The organism is Pseudoduganella rhizocola (assembly GCF_045984285.3).
GTDB lineage: Bacteria > Pseudomonadota > Gammaproteobacteria > Burkholderiales > Burkholderiaceae_D > Rugamonas.
Map to the genome: position 1 here is coordinate 110,139 of NZ_JBJQIK030000004.1, position 23,677 is coordinate 133,815.

The 23,677-nt window shown below is 65.6% G+C and carries 21 protein-coding genes; 5 read left to right on the forward strand and 16 right to left on the reverse strand.

What is annotated here, in order from left to right; all coding sequences use genetic code 11:
* The 13 genes from ACJRPG_RS10835 to ACJRPG_RS10895 all read right to left on the reverse strand — a co-directional run bounded on the left by ACJRPG_RS10835 (position 1) and on the right by ACJRPG_RS10895 (position 11,613).
* Entirely contained in the window at positions 1–942 is a 942-nt protein-coding gene (locus tag ACJRPG_RS10835; protein ID WP_408000090.1) for a type II secretion system F family protein, read from the reverse strand.
* The gene (locus tag ACJRPG_RS10840) at positions 939–1,913 is read right to left on the reverse strand and encodes a type II secretion system F family protein (protein WP_408000091.1); all 975 of its coding nucleotides are present in this window, start codon (positions 1,911–1,913) and stop codon (positions 939–941) included. The genes ACJRPG_RS10835 and ACJRPG_RS10840 overlap by 4 nt, the downstream gene beginning before the upstream one ends.
* 9 nt (positions 1,914–1,922) lie before the next feature.
* Positions 1,923–3,272 carry a TadA family conjugal transfer-associated ATPase gene (locus ACJRPG_RS10845; RefSeq protein WP_408000092.1) on the reverse strand — a complete coding sequence of 450 codons (1,350 nt, stop codon included), beginning with the start codon at positions 3,270–3,272 and terminating at the stop codon, positions 1,923–1,925.
* Positions 3,269–4,450 carry a CpaE/TadZ family protein gene (locus ACJRPG_RS10850; protein WP_408000093.1) on the reverse strand — a complete coding sequence of 394 codons (1,182 nt, stop codon included), beginning with the start codon at positions 4,448–4,450 and terminating at the stop codon, positions 3,269–3,271. The genes ACJRPG_RS10845 and ACJRPG_RS10850 overlap by 4 nt, the downstream gene beginning before the upstream one ends.
* A 22-nt stretch (positions 4,451–4,472) precedes the next feature.
* Complete coding sequence (locus tag ACJRPG_RS10855; RefSeq protein WP_408000094.1) at positions 4,473–4,991, reverse strand: TadE family protein; 519 nt, start codon at positions 4,989–4,991, stop codon at positions 4,473–4,475.
* A 28-nt stretch (positions 4,992–5,019) separates the two neighbouring features.
* Positions 5,020–5,490 (reverse strand): hypothetical protein, encoded by a 471-nt coding sequence (locus ACJRPG_RS10860; protein ID WP_408000095.1) that lies wholly within the window; start codon positions 5,488–5,490, stop codon positions 5,020–5,022.
* On the reverse strand, positions 5,487–6,899 hold the full coding sequence (locus ACJRPG_RS10865; RefSeq protein WP_408000096.1) for a pilus assembly protein TadG-related protein: 1,413 nt from the start codon (positions 6,897–6,899) through the stop codon (positions 5,487–5,489). The genes ACJRPG_RS10860 and ACJRPG_RS10865 overlap by 4 nt, the downstream gene beginning before the upstream one ends.
* Entirely contained in the window at positions 6,896–7,171 is a 276-nt protein-coding gene (locus tag ACJRPG_RS10870; protein WP_408000097.1) for a hypothetical protein, read from the reverse strand. The genes ACJRPG_RS10865 and ACJRPG_RS10870 overlap by 4 nt, the downstream gene beginning before the upstream one ends.
* Before the next feature lie 11 nt (positions 7,172–7,182).
* Positions 7,183–8,673, reverse strand: a complete 1,491-nt coding sequence (locus ACJRPG_RS10875) for a type II and III secretion system protein family protein (RefSeq protein WP_408000098.1) — start codon at positions 8,671–8,673, stop codon at positions 7,183–7,185.
* 9 nt (positions 8,674–8,682) lie between these two features.
* Positions 8,683–9,522 carry a Flp pilus assembly protein CpaB gene (gene cpaB / locus ACJRPG_RS10880; protein WP_408000099.1) on the reverse strand — a complete coding sequence of 280 codons (840 nt, stop codon included), beginning with the start codon at positions 9,520–9,522 and terminating at the stop codon, positions 8,683–8,685.
* Positions 9,519–10,880 (reverse strand): DUF8689 domain-containing protein, encoded by a 1,362-nt coding sequence (locus ACJRPG_RS10885; RefSeq protein ID WP_408000100.1) that lies wholly within the window; start codon positions 10,878–10,880, stop codon positions 9,519–9,521. Before ACJRPG_RS10885 ends, cpaB begins: the two co-directional genes overlap by 4 nt.
* Before the next feature lie 69 nt (positions 10,881–10,949).
* On the reverse strand, positions 10,950–11,372 hold the full coding sequence (locus ACJRPG_RS10890; RefSeq protein ID WP_408000101.1) for a prepilin peptidase: 423 nt from the start codon (positions 11,370–11,372) through the stop codon (positions 10,950–10,952).
* A 61-nt stretch (positions 11,373–11,433) separates the two neighbouring features.
* The gene (locus tag ACJRPG_RS10895; protein ID WP_408000102.1) at positions 11,434–11,613 is read right to left on the reverse strand and encodes a Flp family type IVb pilin; all 180 of its coding nucleotides are present in this window, start codon (positions 11,611–11,613) and stop codon (positions 11,434–11,436) included.
* A gap of 414 nt (positions 11,614–12,027) precedes the next feature.
* Here ACJRPG_RS10895 and ACJRPG_RS10900 point away from each other — a divergent pair, with 414 nt between their 5' ends.
* Positions 12,028–13,074 carry a GGDEF domain-containing protein gene (locus tag ACJRPG_RS10900; RefSeq protein ID WP_408000103.1) on the forward strand — a complete coding sequence of 349 codons (1,047 nt, stop codon included), beginning with the start codon at positions 12,028–12,030 and terminating at the stop codon, positions 13,072–13,074.
* Here the strand turns inward: ACJRPG_RS10900 and ACJRPG_RS10905 are convergent.
* Positions 13,071–14,291, reverse strand: coding sequence for an HD-GYP domain-containing protein (locus ACJRPG_RS10905; RefSeq protein ID WP_408000104.1), 1,221 nt, complete (start codon positions 14,289–14,291; stop codon positions 13,071–13,073). The genes ACJRPG_RS10900 and ACJRPG_RS10905 overlap by 4 nt on opposite strands.
* A 106-nt stretch (positions 14,292–14,397) precedes the next feature.
* Between ACJRPG_RS10905 and ACJRPG_RS10910 the strand changes: the two genes are divergently transcribed.
* Positions 14,398–15,330, forward strand: coding sequence for a LysR substrate-binding domain-containing protein (locus ACJRPG_RS10910; RefSeq protein WP_408000105.1), 933 nt, complete (start codon positions 14,398–14,400; stop codon positions 15,328–15,330).
* On the opposite strand, the gene ACJRPG_RS10915 is transcribed toward ACJRPG_RS10910, so the two are convergent.
* Complete coding sequence (locus tag ACJRPG_RS10915) at positions 15,317–16,534, reverse strand: cation:dicarboxylate symporter family transporter (RefSeq protein WP_408000106.1); 1,218 nt, start codon at positions 16,532–16,534, stop codon at positions 15,317–15,319. The two genes, ACJRPG_RS10910 and ACJRPG_RS10915, sit on opposite strands and share 14 nt — an antisense overlap.
* A 5-nt stretch (positions 16,535–16,539) precedes the next feature.
* Positions 16,540–17,457 (reverse strand): LysR family transcriptional regulator, encoded by a 918-nt coding sequence (locus tag ACJRPG_RS10920; RefSeq protein ID WP_408000107.1) that lies wholly within the window; start codon positions 17,455–17,457, stop codon positions 16,540–16,542.
* Between the two features lie 101 nt (positions 17,458–17,558).
* Between ACJRPG_RS10920 and ACJRPG_RS10925 the strand changes: the two genes are divergently transcribed.
* From ACJRPG_RS10925 to ACJRPG_RS10935, 3 genes are all read left to right on the forward strand, one after another.
* Positions 17,559–18,860, forward strand: coding sequence for a DUF6351 family protein (locus ACJRPG_RS10925; protein ID WP_408000108.1), 1,302 nt, complete (start codon positions 17,559–17,561; stop codon positions 18,858–18,860).
* Between the two features lie 32 nt (positions 18,861–18,892).
* Positions 18,893–19,948, forward strand: a complete 1,056-nt coding sequence (locus tag ACJRPG_RS10930; RefSeq protein ID WP_408000109.1) for a porin — start codon at positions 18,893–18,895, stop codon at positions 19,946–19,948.
* Positions 19,949–20,121: 173 nt separating this feature from the next.
* Positions 20,122–23,673, forward strand: coding sequence for an indolepyruvate ferredoxin oxidoreductase family protein (locus ACJRPG_RS10935; protein WP_408000110.1), 3,552 nt, complete (start codon positions 20,122–20,124; stop codon positions 23,671–23,673).
* The last annotated feature ends 4 nt before the right edge of the window (positions 23,674–23,677 follow it).

The window sequence follows — 23,677 nt, forward strand, 5'->3', positions numbered from 1 at the left end:
TTATTGGCCGCCCGACAGGGAGGGCAGCAGAACGCGTGACATCTGTATCGCGGCGGGACCCAGCAGCACCAGCATCAGCGTGGGAAAGATGCAGAAGATCAGGGGGAAAAGCAGCTTGAGCGCGATGCGCGCGGCAGCTTCCTCCGCCATCAGGCTGCGCTTCAGGCGCAGGTTGTCGGAATGGACGCGCAGCGAATCGCCCATGCTGGTGCCGAAGCGCTCGGACTGGATCAGCATGGCAACGAGCGTGTCCACATCCTCCACCCCGCTGCGCAACGCAAGGTTGCGCAGGGCTTTCTCCTTGCTGAAACCTGCGCGCAGTTCCATCAGCACCAGTTGCAGTTCCTGAGCCAGCACAAGGCTTTTCACATGGATCTCGCCCGCCACCTTGCCCAGTGCGCGCTCCATGCTCAGTCCCGCTTCCACGCAGATGGTGAGCAGGTCCAGCGCATCCGGCAGGTTCTCGAAGATTTCACGCTGGCGGCGTTCCGCCATGCGGCTCAGCAGACCGTTCGGCAAGTAGTAGCCTATGCCCGCCGCGCAGCAGAGCAGCAGCATGTACACCTTCTGCACATTGGACGAGCTGCTGCCGGCCAGCAGCACCGCCATCGCCAGCGGCAGCAGGATGGTGAGTATGGTCTTGGCCGCGAAGTAGATCGCCGGCGCCGAGGGGTGCCGCCAGCCCGCGTTGATGAAACGGGTGCGCAGCGGCGAGCGCTCCCAGCCCTCCTCCGGCAGCGACAGCTTGCTGAAGGGACGGGCCACGCGGGCCACGCGCTCGATCCAGCGCCCGTCGCCCTCGCCGGCGCCTGTGTCCCCGGCGCGGAAGCCCTGCAGCCGATCACGCAAAGGCACGGATGATGTGGCCAGCATTGCCACCAGCACCACGCCCGCCACGGTAAGGAAGATTACGGCCAGGAATATCATGTGGGCGATGCTCATACCCTGATCCTTATCGTTGCGCGCATCCACAGCACGCCCACCACCACGGCGCAGGCGCTGTACCACAGGAGGCGCTGGCCCGAGGGGTCGGTCCACAGGATGCTGATGTATTTGTGGTTCGTGACCGACATCACCGCAATCACGCATACCGGCAGCAGCGTGAGTATCCATGCAGAGAAGCGCCCTTCCGCCGACAGCACCCGCACCTGTGCCACCAGTTTCAGGCGGGCACGCGTCATGCGGCTGATATTGCCGAGCAGCTCGGCGAGATTGCCGCCGGATTCGCGCTGGATCAACACCGCAATCACGAGATAGCGCAGGTCCGTCAGGGGAATCCGTAGAGCCAGATTGTGCAGGGCCTCGTTCATCGGCGCCCCGTAGTTGATCTCTTCGTAGCAGGCACGGAACTCGCTGCCGCTCGGCTCGGGCAGCTCGTGGCCGGCCATCTGCAGCACGTTGGCGAACGAGTGGCCCGCACGCAGCGCCCGTGCAAGGAAGTCGGAGGTATCGGGCAGCTGTTCCAGGATATGCTTGAGGCGCGCGGCACGGGCATGGAACAGGAACATCAGCGGCGCCCCGAGCGCAAACGCCATCGCCAGCAGCAAGGGCAGCACCGGAAGGCCCAGCATGGCCAGCAGCAGGCAGGCCGTCAGCGAGAAACCGGACCAGGCGCCCAGGAAGCCGCCCACCTGCCAGTTGCGGCCGGACTGCAGCAGCAGTCGGTCGAGCATGGCCAGCTGCGGCACCTGGCGCAGCAAGCGCTCCAGCAGCGGCGATGCCGCATAGCGGCGCTGCTTCAGGATGCTGATGCGCTCCGCGCCTTCGCCCTTCCCCGCCATCAGCTGCAGCCGGCGCGCAATGCGGCGCGCGCTGCCGCCGTGGCGCGCCTGCCACCACAACCATGCCGCTTCGACGGCAAAGATCACCGCCGCGAAAAGCAGCACATAAAAGGCACTCAGCAGCGATTCCATGCCGGCGTCCTATTCGAAGAAGCGATTGGGGTCGAACACGCTGTCCGGCACGGGAGCGCCATACAGGCGCAGGCGGTCCGCGAACCGGGGGCGCACGCCGGTGGCGGAGAAAGCGCCCAGCACGCGGCCGTTCGCATCCACACCGGTCTGTTCGAAGCGGAAGATCTCGTGCATGGCAATCACATCGCCCTCCATGCCCGTCACTTCCTGCAGGCTCACCAGCTTGCGCGCGCCGTCTGTCAGGCGCGATACCTGCATCACCACCGTGACGGCGGCGCAGATCTGCTGGCGCACCGCGCGCGAGGTGAGGTTCACACCCGCCATGCCAACCATGTTTTCCAGGCGTGCCAGCGCATCGCGCGGCGAATTGGCGTGAATCGTGGCCAGCGAACCTTCATGGCCCGTGTTCATGGCCTGCAGCATGTCGATCGCCTCCGCGCCGCGCACCTCGCCCAGGATGATGCGGTCGGGCCGCATGCGCAGCGCGTTGCGCACCAGTGCACGCTGCGTGACTTCGCCCTTCCCTTCCAGGTTGGGCGGCCGCGTTTCAAGGCGCACCACGTGCGGCTGGCGCAGCTGCAGTTCGGCCGCGTCCTCGATCGTCACGATACGCTCGGTGCCGGGAATGGCGCCGGACAGCACGTTGAGCAGCGTGGTTTTGCCGCTGCCGGTGCCGCCCGAGATCAGGATATTCAACTTGGCGTGGCCGAGCGCTTCCAGCACCTGCACCATGGGCGGCGTGAGGCTCTTGAACTCCAGCAGCCGTTCCACCGTGAGCGGGTTGGAAGAAAAGCGGCGGATCGACAGGATGGGCCCATCCACCGCCAGCGGCGGAATGATGGCGTTAACGCGCGATCCGTCCGGCAGGCGCGCATCCACCATGGGGCTCGATTCATCGACACGCCGGCCCACGCGCGAAACGATCTTTTCGATGATCTTCATCAGGTGCGCGTTGTCGTGGAAGGTCACGCCGGTCAGTTCCAGGCGGCCGGTGCGTTCCACATAGACCTTGTCGTGCGTGTTGACCAGGATGTCTGACACGCCGGGATCGGCCAGCAAGGGCTCCAGCGGGCCAAAGCCCAGCATCTCGTGCTGGATGTCCAGCACCAGGTGATGGCGCTCGCTCTGGTTCAGCACAATGCGCTCGTCTTCGATAATGCGCTGCACCAGCAGGGCCAGTTCGTGCTTGAACTGCTCCGGCGTCAGGCGTTTCAGGCGCTCCAGGTCGATGCGGTCCAGGATCAGCTGGTGCATCGTCTTCTTCAGGTCCTGGTAGGCGAAAGCGCTGGAGTGTTCCAGCTGCACGCCGATTCCGGCACGCGGATCTTCCGCCAGGGCGAGGCGTTCACGCAGGCTCATTGCAGTCCCCCTTCGCTGTTGCGGCCGAACAGACGGCCAAGCAAGCCTTTACTCTCGGGCACGCGGCAATCGGTCAGCATTTCCACCAGTTCGGAGAGGCTGCGTGCAATGGCGCTGTGGCGCGCCGTCTCCAGCACGGGAACGCCCTGGTTCACGGAATCCGTTGCGGCGATGTAGTCGTTCGGTATCGTATGCAGCACGGGCGCGCCCAGCGCCTGTTCCAGGTCGCCCAGGCGCAGCTTGCCGCCTTTCTCGTAACGGTTGACGATGAGGCGCGTGCGCTCGCTCGGGTAGCCGAGGGAGCGGAAGATGTCCAGCAGGCGGCGGCCGTCGCGGATATCCGGCAGCGCCAGCTGCAGCACGGGATAGATGGCGTCCGCCGTATCCAGCGCGCGCAGCGAGATGGCGTCGATCTGGCGCCCCACGTCCAGCAGGATGTAGTCAAAGTGCTGGCGCGCCACGCGCAGTATGGTTTCGATATGCTCCGGCTTCATCTCCACCGTATGGTTCGGATCGTCCGCCGCGGGCAGGATGCCGTAGTTGGGCGCCACGTGCACCAGGCAGGATTCCAGGAAGGCGCCGTCCATGCGCTCGATCTGGCTGCACACATCGGACAGGGTCATGGCCGGCTTCTGGTCCGATACGTACAGGGCGGCATCGCCGAACTGGCCGTGCAGGTCGATCAGCAGGGTCTTCTTCTCGCCCAGCGCGGCCAGCGCATGGCCAAGGTTGGTGGACAGGAAGGTGGCCCCGCTGCCGCCCTTGCAGGCGATGAAGGCCAGCACCTTGCCGTCGCGCGTGCGCGTGATGCCGGCCTCGATCTCGATGCGGTCCATCGCCTCATGGAAGGCGCGGTGCACCAGCGGCAGCGGCAGCACTTCACGCATGCCGGCGCGCATGGCGCGGATCAGCAGCTCCTGCTGGGGTTCACGCGTGAGCAGGATAAAGCTGGCGTCCGGATAATGCCTGGCCAGGCGGTCCACCAGCTCGGCCTCGCGGGGCTCCACGTCGCTGGCGTCGAAGATAACGAGTTCCGGCGCTTCGTGCAGCACGCGGTCCACGGCATCGCGCAGGCCCTGGCGCGATCCGGTCAGCTGCAGCGCGGGCAGGCGCGCGGAACCCTGGGCCGCGATCTCGGCGTGCAGCAGGCTGTCCCTGCTGATGATGAGCGTTCTCATGGTGTCCTCTTCGTTCGCAATGTCAGGAGCAGCTCGCCATGCCCGGCCGCCATCCCAGCGACTGCGCGGGGATCAGGGCCGGCGAGGGCGGCACGTTCACGGGTATCGGCAGCAAAGGCGTCATCGGCACATAGGGCACAGGGTCGCAGGCGCCGGACGCCGTACTGCAAATGGCGGCGCGCACGTAGCGGATGCAGTCGCCGCCATTAGGGTCGCGCGCGCAGTTCGCCTTGTTCGCAGCCGGGCAGGCGGGCATGGAGCTGACCGGCGACAGCGCGCCGCTGCCGGCCTGCGACAGGTATTCGATACGCAGCCGCGCCGTGGTCAGGAAAGGCGCCAGCGGCACGCTGGCGCCGCCCAGGATGGCATTGCTGCGCAGCTGGCCGATGGCACCGGCATCGGAGAAGTCGGTAACAGCGGCGGCGCGCGCGGCGCGGCGCGTCACCTCCTGCACCGTGGTCCAGACGTAGAGCATGCGCGCGAATTCGAGCGTGAGCAGCATCACCGTGAAGAAGATCAGCACGCAGAGTGCGAACTCCACGGTCACAACCCCGTACTGGACATTTGGCTCAGGGCGCATAAGGCACCGTGTCGTCCGTGATAATCGTCGTGCTGCTGGAACCCAGCATGTACTGCACCAGGCCGTCGCCGACACCGTCCGCCGACACGGGCATCGACATGATCAGCCGGAAGCTCTGCGGCTGCGTCAAGCTGGCGCAGACATTGCCGTCGCATTCGATGCCGATGCCCGCGGGATTGATCGGCGTGGTGACGCCCGCGTCCTGCAGCAGCTCGGCAACCGTGCTGCGCGCGTTCGCCATCACCTGCGCCGTCGCTGCGGGATCCATCATCTGCTCGGGCGAGGCGTCGGCCATCACCAGTGCTGCGGAATACATGGCCCGGTGCAGCACGATCGCATGCCAGCCCAGCCGCGCGCAGAATAGCAAGGACGCCAGTAGCAGACTCGCCGAGAACAGCACCAGCGCCAGCTCGACGGCGGCAACGCCGCCCTGGAATCGTGTATGACGGGGCGCCTTCATCGGTACAGCTCCGCGGCGTACATCAGCGAGGCCGGATCGACCACACCGGTGAATTCCCCCGGCACCACGGTGCTTGTGGCGGGCGCCGTGAGCAGGAAGCGCGCCACCGCCAGCACCTGGGCCTGCACCTGCGTCCCGGCGGGCACCGGACAGGAGAGCAATGGGATGTACATCAGCCTGCGCCCCTTGCGGCCGGGCAGCGCGGGCGCGGTCTGGTAGGAGGAACCCGAGTTTGAATATGGCGCAATCAGCGGATAGCCGATGGCGGTGGTGGATGGGGAGCCGGGATAGAGCGAAGGCATCTGCGTACGCGACAGCGCCGCATTGGCCGGATAGCTGCGCGCAGGACCGTAGGCCCACAGCACGCCATAGTTGCCGGGCGCCGTGGCCGCCAGCGGCGGCGCGAGGTCGGCGATAGTTTGCAGCGGCAGGCCGGCGCCGGTCGGCGCCGTTTGCGCGGTGATACCGGTGACGGCGTTGTTCATCCAGCTCGGCGCAGCGTAGGACTTCACATTGGTATCCGGCGGCGCGCCGCCGGTGCTGCAGGCGGGCGTGCCGGTGTAGGTGCCGAAGCGCGAATTGAGCCGGCTCCACATGTCCGCGCCGCTACTGCGGCGCAGGTTCAGCGCACCGCCCGCGAGGTTCAGGTAGGCCACTTCGCCGTTGCAGAGAAAGGGCGCCATCGCGGCATCCTCGGTGTTGGACGGCACGTTCGGGCGGCCCGGCGCATCCACCGGGTTCACCAGGAACAGCTCGCCGCTGGTGGCGCCTGCCGCGGGGTTCATCTGCAGCAGGTTGTAGTTCACGCCATGGCGGAAACCGTATTCCACGATCTCGCTGACCGGCGTGGCGGCCGGGTTGAGGCGCTGTGCAGTGGGCGTGCTGCTCATTGCGCAGATGGCGAAAGGCGTGATGCCCAGCCGTGATTTGCCCGCCACCGCCACCGCGCTGAGATCCGCCGCGACTGCGCTGGGCAGGAAAGCGTCGATGAACACGGCGGACACGCTGCGCAGCGAGGCGGCCAGCTGGCCGGTATCGACGCGCGCATAACGCATGGTGTCGGCGCTGGCGGCCGCCGCGCCCGCACTGAGCCAGGCGCTGTCCGGTGCGTCCGGATCGGCACTGAAGCTCAGCGCCCGCGGGTTCCATGTGATCGGTGCACCGGCCACCAGGGCCTGCTGCGCAATCAGCTGCGCGCGCGCCGCGGCATTATTGATGCCGGCTGCCGTGCCGTTCAGCTGGTGCGCCGCCGCCATCGCAATCTTGTCCGCCGCATTCTGCAGCTGCAGCTTGCGGTAGTACACCAGGCTCAGGTCCAGCGACATGCCGACGAAGGCCAGGATGACCGTGACCATCACGGCATAGATCACCAGGAAGGCGCCGCGCTGGCGATGCAGGGACTCGTTCATTTTTGCCCCGTTACGCCGACGGTGAAAGCGCCGGTCTGCTGCACCGGCTCGGAGAAGGACTTCTGGTAACGCTGCTGCGCAGACGCCGCGCTGCGGCCATCCTGGCCTGCCGTACTGTCGCGGCGGCGGCTCGTATCCGGCTCGAGCACCTGCTGCGCAAAAGCGGCGCGGGTAATTTCGCCCTCGGGCTGGCGCGGCGGCGGCGCGCTCGCGTGCAGTGCCGCGCAGCCGGCGGCGCCGGCGCAGAGCATGAGCAGTAATTGGCGTGTCATGGCGATGCTCCTCATTTGAGGCGGTAGCCGGAGGGGCGCGGCGCATCCGCGCCGGCGGCAGGCGGTGCGGCAGGCTCCAGCCGCCCGCCGAGAAAGAGTTCCGCCCGGCCCGTGCTGCCCACCGCATCGGTCGGCAGCACGGGCGCGGCGGGCAGCGGCTTGACCAGGCGTGCCGTAATCACGAACAGCAGCTCGCTGCGGTCCTGCTGGAAGTCGGTGCTGCGGAACAGGGCGCCGAGCACGGGAACCTCGCCCAGCAGCGGCAGGCCGTGGATGCTGCTCACCTGGTTGTTGCGGATCAGGCCACCGATGGCGAAGCTCTGGCCGTCATGCAGCTGCACCGTGGTCATGGCGCGGCGCGTGGTGATCAGCGGCAGGATGGCGCGCGCATTGATTCCCTGCGCATTGATGCCCACGCCGTCGCGCGACAGTTCGGATACCTCGGGCGCCACATGCAGGCTGATACGGCCGCCGGACAGCACGGTGGGCGTGAAGCGCAGGCCCACGCCGAACTCCTTTTCCTCCAGCGTTACCTTGTTGTTCTCCTGCTCCACCGGCACCAGGATCTTGCCGCCCGCGAGGAAGCTGCCTTCCTGCCCGCTGATGGCCACCAGCGTAGGCTCGGCCAGCAGGCGCACCAGGCCATTCTGCCGGTCCGCTTCAATGGCCAGGCGGTTGCCATTCGATTTGGTGAGGTTGATGCCACCGCCCGCCATGCCGCTCAGGAAATCGGCCGCCACCGTCGCGGTCCAGCTGCCGATGCCGCGTTTGAGGGCAAGGCCGCCTTCCAGCGTATCCAGCAGGGTGCGCGAGACTTCGGCGATCTTCACTTCCAGCATCACCTGCTGCGGCGCACGCACGTTCAGCAGGTTCACGATGCGGGCCTGGGATGGCGTGGGCGCCGCATTGGCCTGCAGCGGCGGCAAGGTGGGACCGCGCTGGTCGTCCTCGCCGCGCGTGTCGCCGCGGGCATCCCGGCTGTCGCGCAGGTTGCGCAGGGGGCGGCGCACATAGGCCTGCGCGAGTTCCAGCGCCCGCGCCAGCACCACGCCGTCTTCCACGGTGCCGCTCAGCACCAGCGAATCCGCCGCCGCGCTGACGCGTATGTCCTTCTCTTCCGGCAGGTGCCGGGCCAGTGCCGCCTGCAGTCCGCCTGCGTCCATGGCCACCGTCACATCCAGCATGGTGCAGGCGCCGCTGCGGCCCTGCACGATCAGGTTGGTGGCGCCGATTTCGGCGCCCAGCAGATAAAGGGTTTGCGGCGCCACCAGCATGGCCTGCAGCACGCCCGGGTTGCCTACGCTGCGGCTGGCCACCGGCTCCGGCAGGCGGTAGAGCATGGATTTTCCCAGCTGGATCGAGAGCGCAGCAGGCGTGCCGGGCTCGCCGCTGCATTGCGGCCCTTCGCTGCGCACGGCTGCGGCAGCTGCTGCAGGGGTTGCGCCGGCGCTGGAAGCCAGCAACAGCCCGGCCGCGGCGGCAAGGATTCGATGGCGGTGCATGGCTGCTCCTCAAAGGCATTCCTTGCTGCTGCGAAGACCATCGATCGCGCCGATGCAGTAGCGCGGCGGCTCGGCGCGGCTCTGGGCCGGCGCGGGTGCAGGCGGCGGCAAGACAGCAAGCTGTGTTGCCGGCGGCGCCCCCGGCAGGCCGGCGGCGCCAAGCAAAGTTCCTTTGGTTGCGCCGGATGTGGTGCCGGGATGCGGATCGACCTGGTTGCGCAGCACCAGCGACAGGCTGCCCACGCTGCGCGCCAGGTCCAGTTCCTCCGCCTGCTCCGGCGTTACTTCAAGAGTCACCGCGTTCACTACGCGGGGCCGCGTTTCGTCGCGCCCTACTTCCTGGGCCACGGCCAGCACCAGGATCCGTTCCAGCACGATTTTCGAGATGGCGTGTTCGTGCCTGGCGCCGGCTTCGGTCTGCGTGTTGACCAGGATATCGACGAAGTTGCCGGGCAGGGCGAAGCCCGCCACGCCCACCACGTCGTTCACGCGCACGGTAATGGCGCGCTTGCCTTCGCCGATCAGTGCGGACAAGCCGCCCATGGTGCCGGCCGGCGCCAGCCGCGCCTCGGTCAGCGCTTCGCCGCGCAGGATGCTGGTTTTCAGCACGCGGCCATTCAGGGTGGAGGGATCGCGCACGGCGCCTGCGGGCAGGCTGTCCGAGGGCCAGTCGGCCAGCTTCAGCATGTCCGGCGTCAGGCGCTGGCCAAGGCTGACGTCCGCCGCGGCCACCACCACGCGCTCGGCGTTCGGCGTCTGGCGCAGCAGCCAGCGCGAGGCCAGCATGACTGCGGCCAGCCCGGACACCACGGCCAGCGCCAGCATCAGCAGTGCGCGCCGGTACTTCATTCTATCCTCGCAAACAGGCTGGATTCGCTGCCGGAGGACAGCTGCGGCGCGGCGGCGGCGAACATGCTGGCCCAGGCCTGGTCCATGGCCGCGACGCTGGCGCGCGGCGGCTGGCCGCCATAGGCGGCGAAGTCCACGATGCGGCCCAGGATCTCGCGCGGGAAGCAGGCCAGCAGCGGCTGGCCGCTGCCCCGGTGCAGTTCATCGACCAGGTAGGCCAGCGCGCCTTCATCCGCGTCCACGCCGATGGCGCGGCACTGCTGGCGGAACAGCAGGCGGTAAGCCGCATCCGGCAGCGGCCCCAAATGCAGCTTGTAGCCGACCCGGCGCAGCGCGCCCGCATCGAGCAGCAGCTCCGGCTCCTGGCTCGTCACCAGCGCCAGCACGGCGTGGAAAGGCACGGCGAATTCGCTGGCGCCCTGCAGCGAGAGCACGTCCTGCTGCTGTTCCAGCGGGCGGGCAAAGCGCGCCAGCAGTTCGTCCGCCGGCACGCGCTGGCGGCCCAGGTCATCCACGATCAGCAGGCCGTGGTTCGCCTTCAGGTGCGATGGCGCCTGATGGCAGCCGTGCAGCGCGTCGCGCCGCAGGTCCAGCATGGGCTGCGTGAGTTCGGCGCCCAGTTGCACCACGGGGCGCTGGCACAGGGCCCAGCGCGCGTCCGTATTGCGGCCGCCGCCATGGCGCGTCTGCTGCGGCAGCGTGGGCGCCTGGTGCACGGCGGGATCGTAGAGGCGCACGATCTCGGGCCCCACCGCCAGCGCATACGGCACGCCGATCACGCCCTGCAGCAGGCTGCCCAGCTTGCGCGCCAGCGTCGATTTGCCGCTGCCCGAAGGACCGTAGAGAAACAGCGCGCGGCCCGAATGCAGCGCCGCGCCGATCACCTCGCGCGCCTGCGGCGGCGTGCAGTCTTCGGCAAACACCGCGGCAATGTCCTGCGCCGTCACGCGCGGCAGCGCGGCAGCCTGGCGCTGGGCGATGGCGCGGTACACGTCCAGCGGCACCGGCGCCGGGCCGGTATAGGCGCTGCGTTCCAGCCAGGCCGCGGCGCGCTGCCGGCCGGGGCCGGTGAGCTGGTACTGGATATCGATATCGGATTCGCCGCGCCAGGCAATTTCCGCCATCTGCTCGGCCACCAGGTAGTCGAGCACTTCGCGCAGCACGCTGACCGGCAGGCGCAGGCGGGTGGCCAGCACCGGCAGGTGCGCCTTGCCGCAGACATACAGGGTCTTTGCGCACAGCTCGCACAGCAGGCTCAGTTCAAGGCCGGTTTCCTGTACCGAGCGCGGCGCTTGCGGCAGTACCGGCCAGCCGGCGTCCTTGTCTTGCCCTGTGCTTGCTTGGGAATGCTCGATCATGCCGTTTCTCCTGTTGAGGACACGATGTTAGCGAGACGTTTCCTGTTGGATATTGACGCGCAGCAAAAGCTAGCGTTGCTGCCAGACCAGCCAGGCCATGGTGCCGAACGCGATGGCCACGCCGTAAGGCATGCCGCTGCGCTCCTGTTCCGCCGCATGGCCGTAGGACAGCCACAGCATGGCGAGCACGCCGCCGCACAGCGCCGCCAGCATGGCGGCCACGAGGGCGGCAGCCGGGCCGAGGAAGGCGCCCACCATCGCCATCAGCTTCACATCGCCGGCGGCCATGCCGCGCAGCAGGTACAAGGGCAGGAAGACCAGCAGTCCCGCCACGGCGCCGCCGGCGCAGTCCAGTGCAACAGACCACTCCGGTTCGGCAAGGCAGCGCAGCACCAGCGCCAGCAGCAGGCCCGCCGCCACCAGCACATTCGGTATCTTGCGCAGCGCCAGGTCTGTGGCGGCCGCCTGGGTAACGAGCCACAGCAATACCATTTCGCTCGCGCTGAGCATGGCAAAAAAGACCCCCGGTCCGGAGACCGGGGATCAACCTCGTTCAGGCGCCGTTCAGCTGATTGACTATCGAGGCAAAAGCAGAGGTCAGGCCGCCGTTCAGCGTGGCGAACAGGGTGCCGAGCGCGGCCGCCATCAAGGCCGCGATCAGACCATATTCGATGGCCGTAATGCCCCCTTCGTCCCGCACGAACTGCCGTACTGCTCCTATCAGTGCGTTCATGATGTGCTCCTTGAAGTAGTAAGAAGACTCTGACGCCGACTGCGCGCCATTGCCTCCACTATAGGAGTTATGCCTCGTGGCAAGTTGACGGTACGCAAGTTTTCCGCATGGAATCTTTTGATCTGGCGCGACGCAGAAATGCGACAACTACGGGCTCTCTGCCAAGTTGGAGAGCTCCAAGGCCCGCCCAGCAGCTGAGCTTGATCTGGCGGGCGCTGCTGCCGAAAAGTGAACGGTAAAATCGCAAAGATTACAAAGAAATTTCGCAAAGGATAATTGCCTGAAATGCAAAAAGCCTTTATGCTGATCAGCTGTCCTTCAGAAAGGCTCCGTGCTTCTCGTCACTGCGCGCCTTGATACAAGGAAACACTGGCGGCTTGCTGCAATGAGTATTGAATTATTCAGAGATCGAGCATGGATTCCCTACTGAAACACATGGTGGACATGACCGGCCACCGCGATCACACGATGCTGGACATCTCCGTGATCTCGGCGGTGCAGGAACTCGCGTGTGCCAGCCGCACCCGCGTGCTCTCGCTCGCCGCCGTGCGGGGACAACTCTTTGTGCGGCCGCGCGCTGTGATCAATGCCGGCTCGGCGGCCCGCATGGAGGACCTGAGCGATCCCTCCAACCCCGGTGAACCGATCAGCAACTTCCCGGCACTGGCGGCCTGCATCGTGCGCCACGAATCGAATGCAGATACGGTGGATGCGCAAGGCAACCATACGCTGTGGATGCCGATCTGGATCGGCGACAAGGCCAGCACCTGCCTGGAGATCGTCAATCCCACGCCCTACACCAGCGACACCATCCACATCATCGGCGGCGTGGTCAGCGTGTACCGCAACTTCCAGAACCTGCTGGACTACAGCGAGCGCGATTCGCTTACCGGCCTGCTGAACCGCAAGACCTTCGACGACCAGCTGGCCAAGATGCTCAGCGCCAGCAACGAAAGCGACACGGTGTCGCTGCCGCCGGGCGACACGGAACGCCGCCATCACCACGAAGAAGAGAAGCAGTGGCTGGCCGTGGTGGACGTGGACCACTTCAAGCATGTGAACGACAAGTTCGGCCACCTGTACGGCGACGAAGTGCTGATCCTCATCGCCAACCTGCTGCAGTCTTCCTTCCGCGCCCAGGACCGCGTGTTCCGCTTCGGCGGCGAGGAGTTCGTGGTGCTGCTGCGTTCCACCACGCTGGAGAACGCGAAGAAGATCATCGACCGCTTCCGCATGAATGTGGAGCAGCACGACTTCCCGCAGGTGGGCAAAGTGACCGTGAGCGTGGGCTTCGTCAGCATCAGCGCCTTCGAAGCGCCGGTGATCATCCTGGGCCGCGCCGACCAGGCGCTGTATTACGCGAAGAGCCACGGCAGGAATATGTCCTGCCATTACGATGAACTGGTGAGCGGCGGCCTGCTGCAGACCGTCGAATCGAACGATACCGCTGAATTCTTCTAATTCAGCGTCATAAACCGCATCGGGTCTACATTCCACTTGGCCGGCGTTTCGTGGCCAACGATCTTGTCCGCGCCGCCCGCCCCCATGGGGCGCGACAGGTCCACCGTTTCCGGCTTGATGTAGAGGTTCTTCTTGGTGTGGAAGAACACGTTCACTTTCGGCGCCAGCAGGTTGGTTTCATGCGGCTCCACCACCACGCCCAGGCGGCCCGATTCCAGCAGCACCAGCGTGCCCACCGGGTAGATGCCCACGCAGCGCATGAACTCCTGCACCATCTGCGGATTGAAGTGGAATTTGCTCCACTCGTAGATCTTGCGCAACGCCGCCGCGGCGGACATGCCCTTGTGGTAGCAGCGGTCCGCCGTAATGGCGTCGTACACGTCCACAATGGCCGCCATCTGGGCCAGTTCGCTGATGCTGTCGCCGGCCTGCTTGTCGGGATAGCCGCTGCCGTCGCGCCGCTCGTGGTGGTGGCGCGTGATGTCGAGCGCAATCTGCGGCACTTCCGGCGACTGGCGCAGGATGTTGTAGCCGTCTTCCGGATGCTTGCGGATGATGGCGAATTCCTCGTCCGTCAGCGGGCCGGGTTTATTCAGGATGGCGTCCGGCACCAGGGCCTTGCCCGTATCGTGCAGCAGGCCGCCGAGGCCGGCCTGGCGCGTGATTTCGGGGTCCATGCCGCGCGAATTGCAGAAGGCCACCAGCAGCGCGCACACGCTTACCGAATGCAGGAAGGTGTAGTCGTCCTTGGTCTTGATGCGCAGGAGGCCCAGCAGCGCGCCCGGATTGCGCAGGATGGATTCGGTAATGTTCTGAACCACTGGCTGCACGGCGCCGATTTCCACCGCCTTGCCAAGGCGCACGTCGGCCATCACATTGCGCACCACGCCGGAAGCTTGGTTGCGGATCTGGGCCGCGCGCTGCAGCTCCTCGCTCAGCGAGGTCTTGACGATGCGGATAGGCTGCGCCGCCAGCTCCTCCACCTCGCGCTCGGTGGCCTGCTGCGCTTCTGCCAGCGTGGGCGCATCCTGCACGTCGAGGCCTTTGCTGGCATCGATGACAACATCGTGAATGCCTGCCTTGATGATCTTGCGGATTTCCTCTTCCTCCGTCAGCAAAAAGCGGTTGCGGACGAATGGATGGGTCATCCAGTCGCAGCTAAGGTCATGAATGAACATGCCCACCTTGAGCTGGGACGAATCGACTTTCTTTAACATGATCGGCCAGAAGTGAGGGGAGAAGGGATCGGGAGGAGCTAGAATGAGTATATCAAAAATAGTTGCCCAAAAGGACTAACTGAGGCCGGGGGAGACAAACTTTCACATGGAATTGCGACAACTTCGGTATTTCGTCGCCATCGTCGACCACGGCTCCCTGTCGCGCGCGGCGCTGGTGCTGCACGTGGCGCAGCCTGCGCTCACGCAGCAGTTGCGCCAGCTCGAGGAGGAGCTGGGCACACAGCTGCTGCACCGCAGCGCGCAGGGTGTGCACAGCACGGATGCGGGCAAAGTGTTCTATGAACACGCGCTGGCCATCCTGAAGCAGGTGGCCGATGCCAAATCGGCGGTCACGCAGTCCGCCGAACGTCCGGCGGGTGCGGTCACGCTCGGCCTGCCGCACAGTATCTCCGGCGCGCTGGCGCTGCCGCTGCTGACAGCCGTGCGCGAACGCTATCCGGAAATTACGCTGCAGCTCACCGAAGAACTGACCGGCAATCTTGGCGAACAGCTAAAATCCGGCCGCGTCAACCTGGCCGTGCTGTTCGACGACGGGCAGCTGGCAAGCTTCGCCACCACGCCGCTGGCGGAAGAAGAACTGCGCTTCATCTGCCGCAGCGACGCCGCCCCGGCGCAGGACAGCATGACGCTGGCCGAAGCGCTGGCAAAGACGCTGATCCTGCCCGGCCTGCAGCATGGCGTGCGGCCGCGTATCGAGAGCACGGCGCGCAACGCCGGGCTGCACACGGCGAACGTCATCGAAATCAATTCGATCGCCATCCTCAAGTCGGCCATCCTGGCCGACATGGGCGCCACCATCCTGCCGGTGGCGCCGGTGCTGGCCGAGGTGGAGCGCGGCGCCATGCGCGCGCTGCCGATCCGCGATCCCGCCATTTCGCGCACGGTGGTGCTGTGCGCATCGAAGAATATTCCGCTGACGAACGCCGCCAATGCGGTGAGCCGCCTGGTGTCGCAGGTTGCCGGCTCGCTGTGCGAAAGCGGCAAGTGGATCGGTGCGCACGCCATTACGGCTCCCTGAGCACGGCCTGCATCGCTGAGCGGTCCAGGCTCCCTTCCCGCGCGGCCGACACCACGCAGGCCACACCGTGGCCGATGACATTGGTGAGCGCGCGGCATTTCATGGTGCGGTCGATGCCGAGCAACAGCGCCACCATATCGACCGGCACAATCTGCAGCACGGCTACCGTGGCCGCCAGCGTGGTGATGCCGGAACCGGCAATGCCGACAGCGCCTTTGCTGGTCAGCAGCGCAACGCCCAGCAAGGCCGCCAGTTCCTGCCAGCCCAGCCGCACATGGGCTGCCTGCGCAAGGAACAGCAGCGCCAGCGCGATATACAGGTTGGTTCCCGCCAGGTTAAGCGAATAGGAAAAAGGCAGCACCACGCTGCTGACGGGACGCGGGCATCCCATGCGTTCCAGCTTCTCCGACATGGGCGCCAGTGCGGCCAGCGAGGAACTGGTGAAGAACACCAGATAGAGCTCGGTGCGGATATAGCGGATGAAGCGCAGCAGCGGCATGCCGGCGAAGCGTGCCGCGGCGCCCAGCACCAGCAGCACGAACAGCACCGAGCTGGCATTGATCGCCACAATGAACTGCAGCAGCGGCAGCAGGGCCATGCTGCCGTAGCGGCCCACGGTGTACGACATGGCGCCGAAGGCCGCCACGGGCGCTAGCCGCAGCAGCGCACCCACGGCCAAGAACAGCATGCCGCGCGCACGTTCCACCCAGGCCAGTGCACGGTCGCCGCGTCCGCCCGCACGGCCGAGTAGCAGGCCAACGGGCACCGCCGCCAGCAGCAACCACAGATTGTTGACGTGCAGCGCGGGCACGGCGAGCAGGAAAGCGAAAAGCCCCTGCGCGGCAGGCGCCGGCGCCAGCGCGCCTTCCGCCGCCTCGCTGGCCTGTGCGGCGTCAAAGCCCGCGCCGGGCTGCATCACGACGCCCGCCAGCAATCCGGCCGCCAGCGACAGCACAGACATCAGCAGGAAGTACAGCAGCGCGCCCGCAGCCACCCGGCCCAGTTTATGGCCGCGGCTCATGCTGGCGGCGCCGGACAGCAGCATGCACACAACGAGAGGATTCATCAGCCAGGCCAGCAGGCGCACGAAGGCGTCACTCAGGGGCTTCATCTGCATCGCCGCCGCGGGCGCCGCCAGGCCGAACGCCAGTCCGGCGCACACCGTGAGCGTGAGCAGCAGGAAGGGCCGGCGGTAAAAGCGCATGGCGTTCAGCGCTGCTTCGCCTGGCGCAGGCTCAGTTTCAGGAAATGCTTCATGGTCGGCGTCTGCCCTTCATCGCGGCACACGAGCGTGAGCGGCGCGCCAAGCGCGGATGTAGCATCGCGGATGCTGCAATACACCACGCTTTCGCTATGGAAGCCCTGCATCGACGCGGGCACCGCCGAGACGCCCGCACCGGCGGCCACCAGGCTGATATTGGTCAGCATGCGGTCCACCTCCATCGCCACGTTCGGCACAAAGCCCGCCTGCACGCAGGCTTCCACCAGGTTGGCATACATGCCCGGCGCGCCGTTGCGGCGCACCAGGATGAAACGCTCATCGCGCAAGGCCGTGAGGGGAATGCTGGGCCGCGCCTTGCCCTTGTGCTTTGCCAATGCGGCATGGCCAACCGGCAGCACCAGCAGCAGTTCTTCTTCCAGCAAGGTGTGGAACTGCAGGCCCGGCGGCTGGCTCACCGGCCGCCGCAGGAAGGCGATATCGAGCTTTTCGCGCGCTACCGCTTCCGTGAGTTCAGCCGCATTGCCTTCCCTGAATTCCACGTTCACTGCGGGCCAGGCTTCGCGGTAGGCACGCATCACGCGCGGAATCAGCGGATGCGCGGCGGCGGAACTGGTGAAGCCTACGGAGAGCTGGCCTTCCGTTCCTTCGCTGGCACGCGCGGCCCGGGCCGCAGCGGCGCTCACGTTGGCAAGGATGGCGCGCGCCTCCTGCAGGAACACTTCGCCTCCTGCGGTCAGCGCGGCGCCTTTGGGATGGCGGCGGAACAGCTCGAAGCCAAGCTCCTGTTCCAGCGCGCGAATCTGCTGGCTCAGGGGCGGCTGCTGCATATGCAGGCGTTCCGCGGCGCGTGTGAAATGGCCTTCTTCCGCCACCACAACGAAGTAGCGCAGGTGTCTCAGCTCCATCCGTCTATCGATATATTCTAAGTATGGGACTGCTATTTTCAAGATATTTTACATTGATGAGGCGCCTCGGTAGCATCGGCTCATCAAAAAAGGAGGAGACGATGCACACTTCGATACACCGCGCTGCCTGCGTGGTCCTGGCGCTCGCCGGCACGCCGCTGTGGGCCCATGAAACGGCCACCTGCCCTGCCGGGCTGGAAGCGGTGGCGCAGTGCTACCGCGGCAGCGACGCGAACGGCGCCAAATACTGGATCGCGATTCCACGCCAGTGGAACCATATGCTGGTTGTGCATGCCCACGGCGGGCCGCGCCTGTCGCAGGCCACCAATGACAACAACGTGGAAGACCTGGAACGCTTCGCCGTCACCGTGAGGCAGGGGTTTGCCTGGGCCGGCTCTACCTACCGCCGTCCCGGTTACGGCGTGAAGATGGCGGCGGAAGATACCGAGAACCTGCGCAAGATATTCATCGAACGCTTCGGCAAGCCCGAGCGCACCATCCTGCATGGCCAGTCCTGGGGCGGTAACGTCGCCGCCAAGGCAGTGGAACTGTATGGCGGCAGCTACGACGGCGTTGTGCTGACCAACGGCATGCTGGCGGGCGGCACCCTGAACTACCTGCACCGCGCCGACCTGCGCGCCGTCTACCAGTACTACTGCAACAATCATCCCAGGCCCGAGGAACCGCAGTATCCGCTGTGGATGGGGCTACCCGAAAACTCGCAGCTGAAGAGCAAGGACCTGGAAGCGCGCGCCAACGAATGCCTCGGCCTGAAACTGCCCGCAGCACAGCGCAGCGCGGAACAGCAGCGCAAGCTGCGCAATATCCTCGCCGTGGTGCCGGTGCCGGAACGCACCCTGCTCTCGCACCTGACCTGGGCCACCTTCACCTTCCGTGACCTGATCAAACGGGTGGGCGGCAAAAATCCTTTCGACAACCGCCATGTAGCCTATCGCGGCACCGACGACGATGCGGCATTGAACCGCGGCGTGCAGCGCTTCGATGCCGATCCTTCCGCACTGGCCCAGCTGGCCGACGATTCGGACCTGAGCGGCAAGCTGCCGGTACCCGTCATCACCCTGCACGCCATCGATGACCCCACCGCGCTGGTGGAATACGAAGACGTTTATCGCAGCAAGGTGGCGGCAGCGGGACAGTCCGGCAGGCTGCTGCAGACCTTCACCCGCGAACACGATCACAGCAAGCTGTCGGATGCCGAGTATGCGGCCGTCTTCAATACCCTGCTGCAGTGGACCGCCAGCGGCAAGAAGCCTTCGCGCGCCGACGTGGATGCGGCCTGCGCCCGCGCCGAAGCGCAGTTTCAGGGCGGCTGCCATTTCGACCTGAACTACCAGCCGAAGGCGCTGTTCGAACGCGTGCCGCCGCGTAAGCCGGCCAACTGAATCACCACACCACAATAAAACGGAGACATACAATGAAGCGTTCTACCCTCGTAGCAGCGATGCTCGCTGCCCTGTCCAGCCACGCCTATGCCCAATCGGGCGTGGTGGTTTACGGTTCCTTCGACGGCGGCCTGCGCCACGAAAGCAATATCGACCCGGCGGGCAATGGCGTTACCACCATGAGCTCCAACGGCACATTCCGCTCGAACCGCCTCGGCTTTCGCGGCAGCGAAGATATCGGCGGGGGCATGAAAGTGAACTTCGTGCTGGAGGCAGGCTTCGACTCCGGCACCGGCGCGCTGAACAACAGCAACGGCGTGCTGTTCCAGCGCGAAGCGCACGTGGGCGTGTCCGGCAAATTCGGCGCCATCGATGTGGGCCGCAACTACACGGCAGCCTACCGCACCATCATCGCTTTCGATCCGTTCAAGTACCGCTATCCCAGTGTGACTTATACGCTCTCGTCCACCGCCGGCACGCGCAAGGACAACGACATCCAGTACACCGGGCGCTTCGGCAACTGGACGGCGCGCGCCGAGTACGCGCTCGGCGAACAGCCGGGCAGCAGCGATAACGGCACCACCAAGGCGCTGGGCCTGAACTACGCCTCCGGCGGCCTGAAGGCGGGCGCGGTGTACACGATGTCCGAACAGAACGTGGGCACCACGGCCAACCAGAACTACCGCGACTTCGACCACTACGCACTGGGGGCCTCATACGATTTCGGCGCCCTCACCCTGGCCATCGGCCACGTGAAGCAGGAGCAGGCCACCGCCACCACGCGCGACAACACCTCGGCCTGGGACTGGTTCGGCGGCAGCTACCAGATTACGGAGCGTTTCGACATCACGGCCGCCGTCTACCGCAACAAGGCCTACAACACCAAGGCTACCGGCCCGGCGGCAGTGGGCGACTCGCGCAAGGACCTGTACATGGTCGGCGTGACTTACGATCTCTCGAAACGGACCATTTTCTATGCGGAACTGGACCGCACTCACCTGGAAGGCGGCTTCGCTACCGGTGGCAACACCAAACTGGGCCAGACTCGCCAGCGTGGCATGGCAGCGGGGATCATGCACCAGTTCTAGGCCATCATTTTTTCTTATAGCCCCATCCCCAATCCGTATTTCCGTATACGTTAACTTGGCTCTAAACTGGTAAGAAATCCGCTAACAGCGGCGACGCCAGCCCGATCCTGCCAGCGCTTACCCGGCGCAAGGCGGGAGTCGGGCTGCTTCTGAATACCATTTGGAGACAAGCCATGCCCGATACCACGGCGCCTGCAGAGCCAGTCACGCTCAATTCCGTCAGCCTCGACGACAAGTACACCGCCACCTCCGGCAAAATTTTCCTCTCCGGCATTCAGGCACTGGTGCGCCTGCCGATGATGCAGCGCCTGCGTGACGCGAAAACGGGCCTGAACACCGCCGGCTTCATCTCCGGCTATCGCGGCTCGCCGCTGGGCGGCCTCGATGAAACGCTGTGGAAAACCCAGAAGCACCTGGAAGCCAACCATATCCAGTTTGTGCCGGGCGTGAACGAGGACCTGGCGGCAACTGCCGTGTGGGGCACGCAGCAGGTGGACCTGATCGGCCCGGCCAAGTACGACGGCGTGTTCGCCATGTGGTACGGCAAGGGCCCGGGCGTGGACCGCTGCGGCGACGTCTTCAAGCACATGAACCACGCCGGCACGGCGAAAAACGGCGGCATCCTGCTGGTGGCGGGCGACGACCATGGCGCGTACTCCTCCACGCTGCCGCACCAGTCGGACCATATTTTCTCGGCTTGCATGATTCCCGTGCTGTATCCCTGCAATGTGCAGGAATACCTGGACCTGGGGGTGCATGGCTGGGCCATGTCGCGCTTCTCCGGCTGCGCGGTGGCCTTCAAGGCGCTGGCCGATACCGTGGAATCCAGCGCATCGGTGGATGCCGACCCGTTCCGCGTTGAAGTGAAGATTCCGAAGGACTTCGCGATGCCGGAAGGCGGCCTGAATGCACGCCTGTCCAGCATCCCGCTGGGCCAGCAGGCGCGCAACCAGGAAGCGCTGATGCAGGACTATAAGATCTACGCGGCGCTGGCCTATGCGCGCGAGAACAAGCTGAATCACACCACCATCGATTCGAAGGACGCGAAGCTGGGCATCATCGCCAGCGGCAAATCCTATCTCGACGTGCTGGAAGCGCTGGAAGAACTGGGCATCGACGAAGAGATGGCCGCCAAGGTCGGCCTGCGCCTGTTCAAGGTCGCCATGCCCTGGCCGCTGGAACCGGACAGCGTGCGCGAGTTCGCACAGGGCCTGGACGAGATCCTGGTGGTGGAAGAAAAGCGCCAGTTCGTGGAATACCAGCTCAAGGAACAGCTGTACAACTGGCGCGACGACGTGCGCCCGCGCGTGATCGGCAAGTTCGACGACAAGGGCGAGTGGGTGGCGCCGCGCGGCGAATGGCTGCTGCCGCCGAAGGCCGACTTCTCCGTGTCGCAGGTGGCGCGCGTGATCGCCAGCCGCGTGAAGCAATACATCACCGACACCAATATCCAGGACCAGATCAAGGCGCGCCTCACCTTCCTCGATGCGAAGGATGCAGTGCTGAAGAAGGCCATCAACACGCCCTTCCGCCCGGCCTTCTATTGCTCCGGCTGCCCGCACAATACCTCGACCAAGGTGCCGGACGGCAGCTTCGCGCTGGCCGGTATCGGCTGCCACGTGATGGCGACGTCGATCTACCCTGAGATGAACAAGCTGACCACCCATATGGGCGGCGAAGGCGCACCGTGGATCGGCCAGGCCGCCTTCTCGCAGGTGCCGCACGTGTTCCAGAACCTGGGCGACGGCACCTACTTCCACTCCGGCTACCTGGCGATCCGCGCTGCGGTGGCGGCCAAGGTCAACATCACCTACAAGATCCTGTACAACGATGCTGTGGCAATGACGGGCGGCCAGCCAGTGGACGGCACTGTGTCCGTGCCGATGATTGCGCAGCAGATGGCTGCGGAAGGCATCAAGCGCATCGCACTGGTGACGGAAGACCTGTCGCGCTACACCGACCGTTCGGCGCTGCCGTCGATCGTGTCGCTGCATGACCGCAAGGATATGGACGCCGTGCAGCGCGAACTGCGTGAAGTCTCCGGCGTATCCGTGCTGATTTACGACCAGACCTGCGCGGCCGAGAAACGCCGCCGCCGCAAGAAAGGCGAATTCGCCGATCCGAACAAGCGCATGGTGATCAATGAAGCCGTGTGCGAAGGCTGCGGCGACTGCGGCATCCAGTCCAACTGCGTGTCCATCCTGCCGAAAGAAACGGAATTCGGCCGCAAGCGCGCCATCGACCAGAGCTCCTGCAACAAGGACTACTCCTGCGTAAAGGGCTTCTGCCCGAGCTTCGTGACGGTGGAAGGCGGCACGCTGAAGAAATCGAAGGCCGGCGCCAGCAAGGAAGCGGCTGCCGCCGACGACTGGAACCTGCCGATGCCGGTGCTGCCATCGTGCGAGCATCCATACAACATCCTGATCAACGGCATCGGCGGCACGGGTGTGATCACCGTCGGCGCGCTGATGGGCATGGCCGCCCACCTGGAAGGCAAAGGTGCTTCCGTGCTGGACATGACCGGCATGTCGCAGAAAAACGGCTCTGTTACCTCGCACGTGAAAGTGGCGAAATCGCCGGCCCACCTGCGCGCGCAGCGCATCGCCACCGGCGAGGCCGACCTGGTGCTGGGCTGCGACATGCTGACGGCGGGCGCCGCGGATGCGGTGTCGAAGATGCGTCCGGGCCGAACCATGGCCGTGGTGAACCTGCACGAACAGCCGCCGGGCACCTTTGCGCAGAACGCCGACTGGGAATATCCGGCAGAAGATGTGCGCGCGCTGATTACGGAATCCGTTGGTAACGATGCGAACGCCGTGGACTTCGTGGACGCCACCAAGCTGGCCACGGCGCTGATGGGCGACTCCATCGCCGCCAACCTGTTCATGCTGGGTTACGCATGGCAAAAAGGCCGCATCCCGCTGAGCGAAGCATCGCTGCTGCGCGCCATCGAGATGAACGGCGTGGCCGTGGAATCGAACAAGAAGAGCTTCCTGTGGGGCCGCCGCGCCGCGGTGGACCTGAAGCGCGTTGAACGTGTGGCCACGCCGGCTCAGGCGATTGTGGTGCAGATGCCGCAAAGCCTGGACAACGTGATCAAGAAGCGCGTGGAACACCTCACCGGCTACCAGAACGCGGCCTATGCGGCATCGTTCGAAGAACTGGTGTCGCAGGTGCGCAGCAAGGAAACCGCGCTGGGCCTGGGCAACAAGCTGACGATGGCGGTTGCCAAGTCGCTGTCCAAGCTGATGGCCTACAAGGATGAATACGAAGTCGCCCGCCTTTACACCGACGGCCGCTTCGTGGAGCAGATGGCGCAGCAGTTCGAAGGCAACTTCTCGATGAAGTTCAACCTTGCGCCGCCGATCTTCGCGAAGAAAGACGCGAAAGGCCGCCTGGTGAAGGCCGAATACGGTTCGTGGATGTGGAGTGCCTTCAAGCTGCTGGCCAAGTTCAAGGGCGTGCGCGGCACGGCGCTGGACATCTTCGGCCACACCGCCGAGCGCAAGATGGAACGCGCGCTGATCGTGGAATACCGCCAGCTGGTGAGCGACATCCTCGCGCGCCTGACGGCCGAAAACCACGAGCAGGCGGTAGCGCTGGCCAACCTGCCGGAGAAGATCCGTGGCTTCGGCCACGTGAAAGAGGCGGCAGTTGAAGCCTACCACGCCGAAAAAGCCCGCCTTTTCGCCACTTTCAGCAATCCCCAGGCCCACGCGGCCTAATTAA

Bases quoted from the DNA above. Each gene is read 5' to 3' on its own strand.
- ACJRPG_RS10890 (WP_408000101.1), bottom strand. From the start codon at position 11,372: ATGGTATTGCTGTGGCTCGTTACCCAGGCGGCCGCCACAGACCTGGCG.
- ACJRPG_RS10930 (WP_408000109.1), top strand. From the start codon at position 18,893: ATGAAGCGTTCTACCCTCGTAGCAGCGATGCTCGCTGCCCTGTCCAGC.
- ACJRPG_RS10895 (WP_408000102.1), bottom strand. From the start codon at position 11,613: ATGAACGCACTGATAGGAGCAGTACGGCAGTTCGTGCGGGACGAAGGG.
- ACJRPG_RS10835 (WP_408000090.1), bottom strand. From the start codon at position 942: ATGAGCATCGCCCACATGATATTCCTGGCCGTAATCTTCCTTACCGTG.
- ACJRPG_RS10860 (WP_408000095.1), bottom strand. From the start codon at position 5,490: ATGAAGGCGCCCCGTCATACACGATTCCAGGGCGGCGTTGCCGCCGTC.
- ACJRPG_RS10920 (WP_408000107.1), bottom strand. From the start codon at position 17,457: ATGGAGCTGAGACACCTGCGCTACTTCGTTGTGGTGGCGGAAGAAGGC.
- ACJRPG_RS10845 (WP_408000092.1), bottom strand. From the start codon at position 3,272: ATGAGCCTGCGTGAACGCCTCGCCCTGGCGGAAGATCCGCGTGCCGGA.
- ACJRPG_RS10840 (WP_408000091.1), bottom strand. From the start codon at position 1,913: ATGGAATCGCTGCTGAGTGCCTTTTATGTGCTGCTTTTCGCGGCGGTG.
- cpaB (WP_408000099.1), bottom strand. From the start codon at position 9,522: ATGAAGTACCGGCGCGCACTGCTGATGCTGGCGCTGGCCGTGGTGTCC.
- ACJRPG_RS10925 (WP_408000108.1), top strand. From the start codon at position 17,559: ATGCACACTTCGATACACCGCGCTGCCTGCGTGGTCCTGGCGCTCGCC.
- ACJRPG_RS10915 (WP_408000106.1), bottom strand. From the start codon at position 16,534: ATGCGCTTTTACCGCCGGCCCTTCCTGCTGCTCACGCTCACGGTGTGC.
- ACJRPG_RS10935 (WP_408000110.1), top strand. From the start codon at position 20,122: ATGCCCGATACCACGGCGCCTGCAGAGCCAGTCACGCTCAATTCCGTC.
- ACJRPG_RS10875 (WP_408000098.1), bottom strand. From the start codon at position 8,673: ATGCACCGCCATCGAATCCTTGCCGCCGCGGCCGGGCTGTTGCTGGCT.
- ACJRPG_RS10910 (WP_408000105.1), top strand. From the start codon at position 14,398: ATGGAATTGCGACAACTTCGGTATTTCGTCGCCATCGTCGACCACGGC.
- ACJRPG_RS10900 (WP_408000103.1), top strand. From the start codon at position 12,028: ATGGATTCCCTACTGAAACACATGGTGGACATGACCGGCCACCGCGAT.
- ACJRPG_RS10885 (WP_408000100.1), bottom strand. From the start codon at position 10,880: ATGATCGAGCATTCCCAAGCAAGCACAGGGCAAGACAAGGACGCCGGC.
- ACJRPG_RS10905 (WP_408000104.1), bottom strand. From the start codon at position 14,291: ATGTTAAAGAAAGTCGATTCGTCCCAGCTCAAGGTGGGCATGTTCATT.
- ACJRPG_RS10865 (WP_408000096.1), bottom strand. From the start codon at position 6,899: ATGAACGAGTCCCTGCATCGCCAGCGCGGCGCCTTCCTGGTGATCTAT.
- ACJRPG_RS10850 (WP_408000093.1), bottom strand. From the start codon at position 4,450: ATGAGAACGCTCATCATCAGCAGGGACAGCCTGCTGCACGCCGAGATC.
- ACJRPG_RS10870 (WP_408000097.1), bottom strand. From the start codon at position 7,171: ATGACACGCCAATTACTGCTCATGCTCTGCGCCGGCGCCGCCGGCTGC.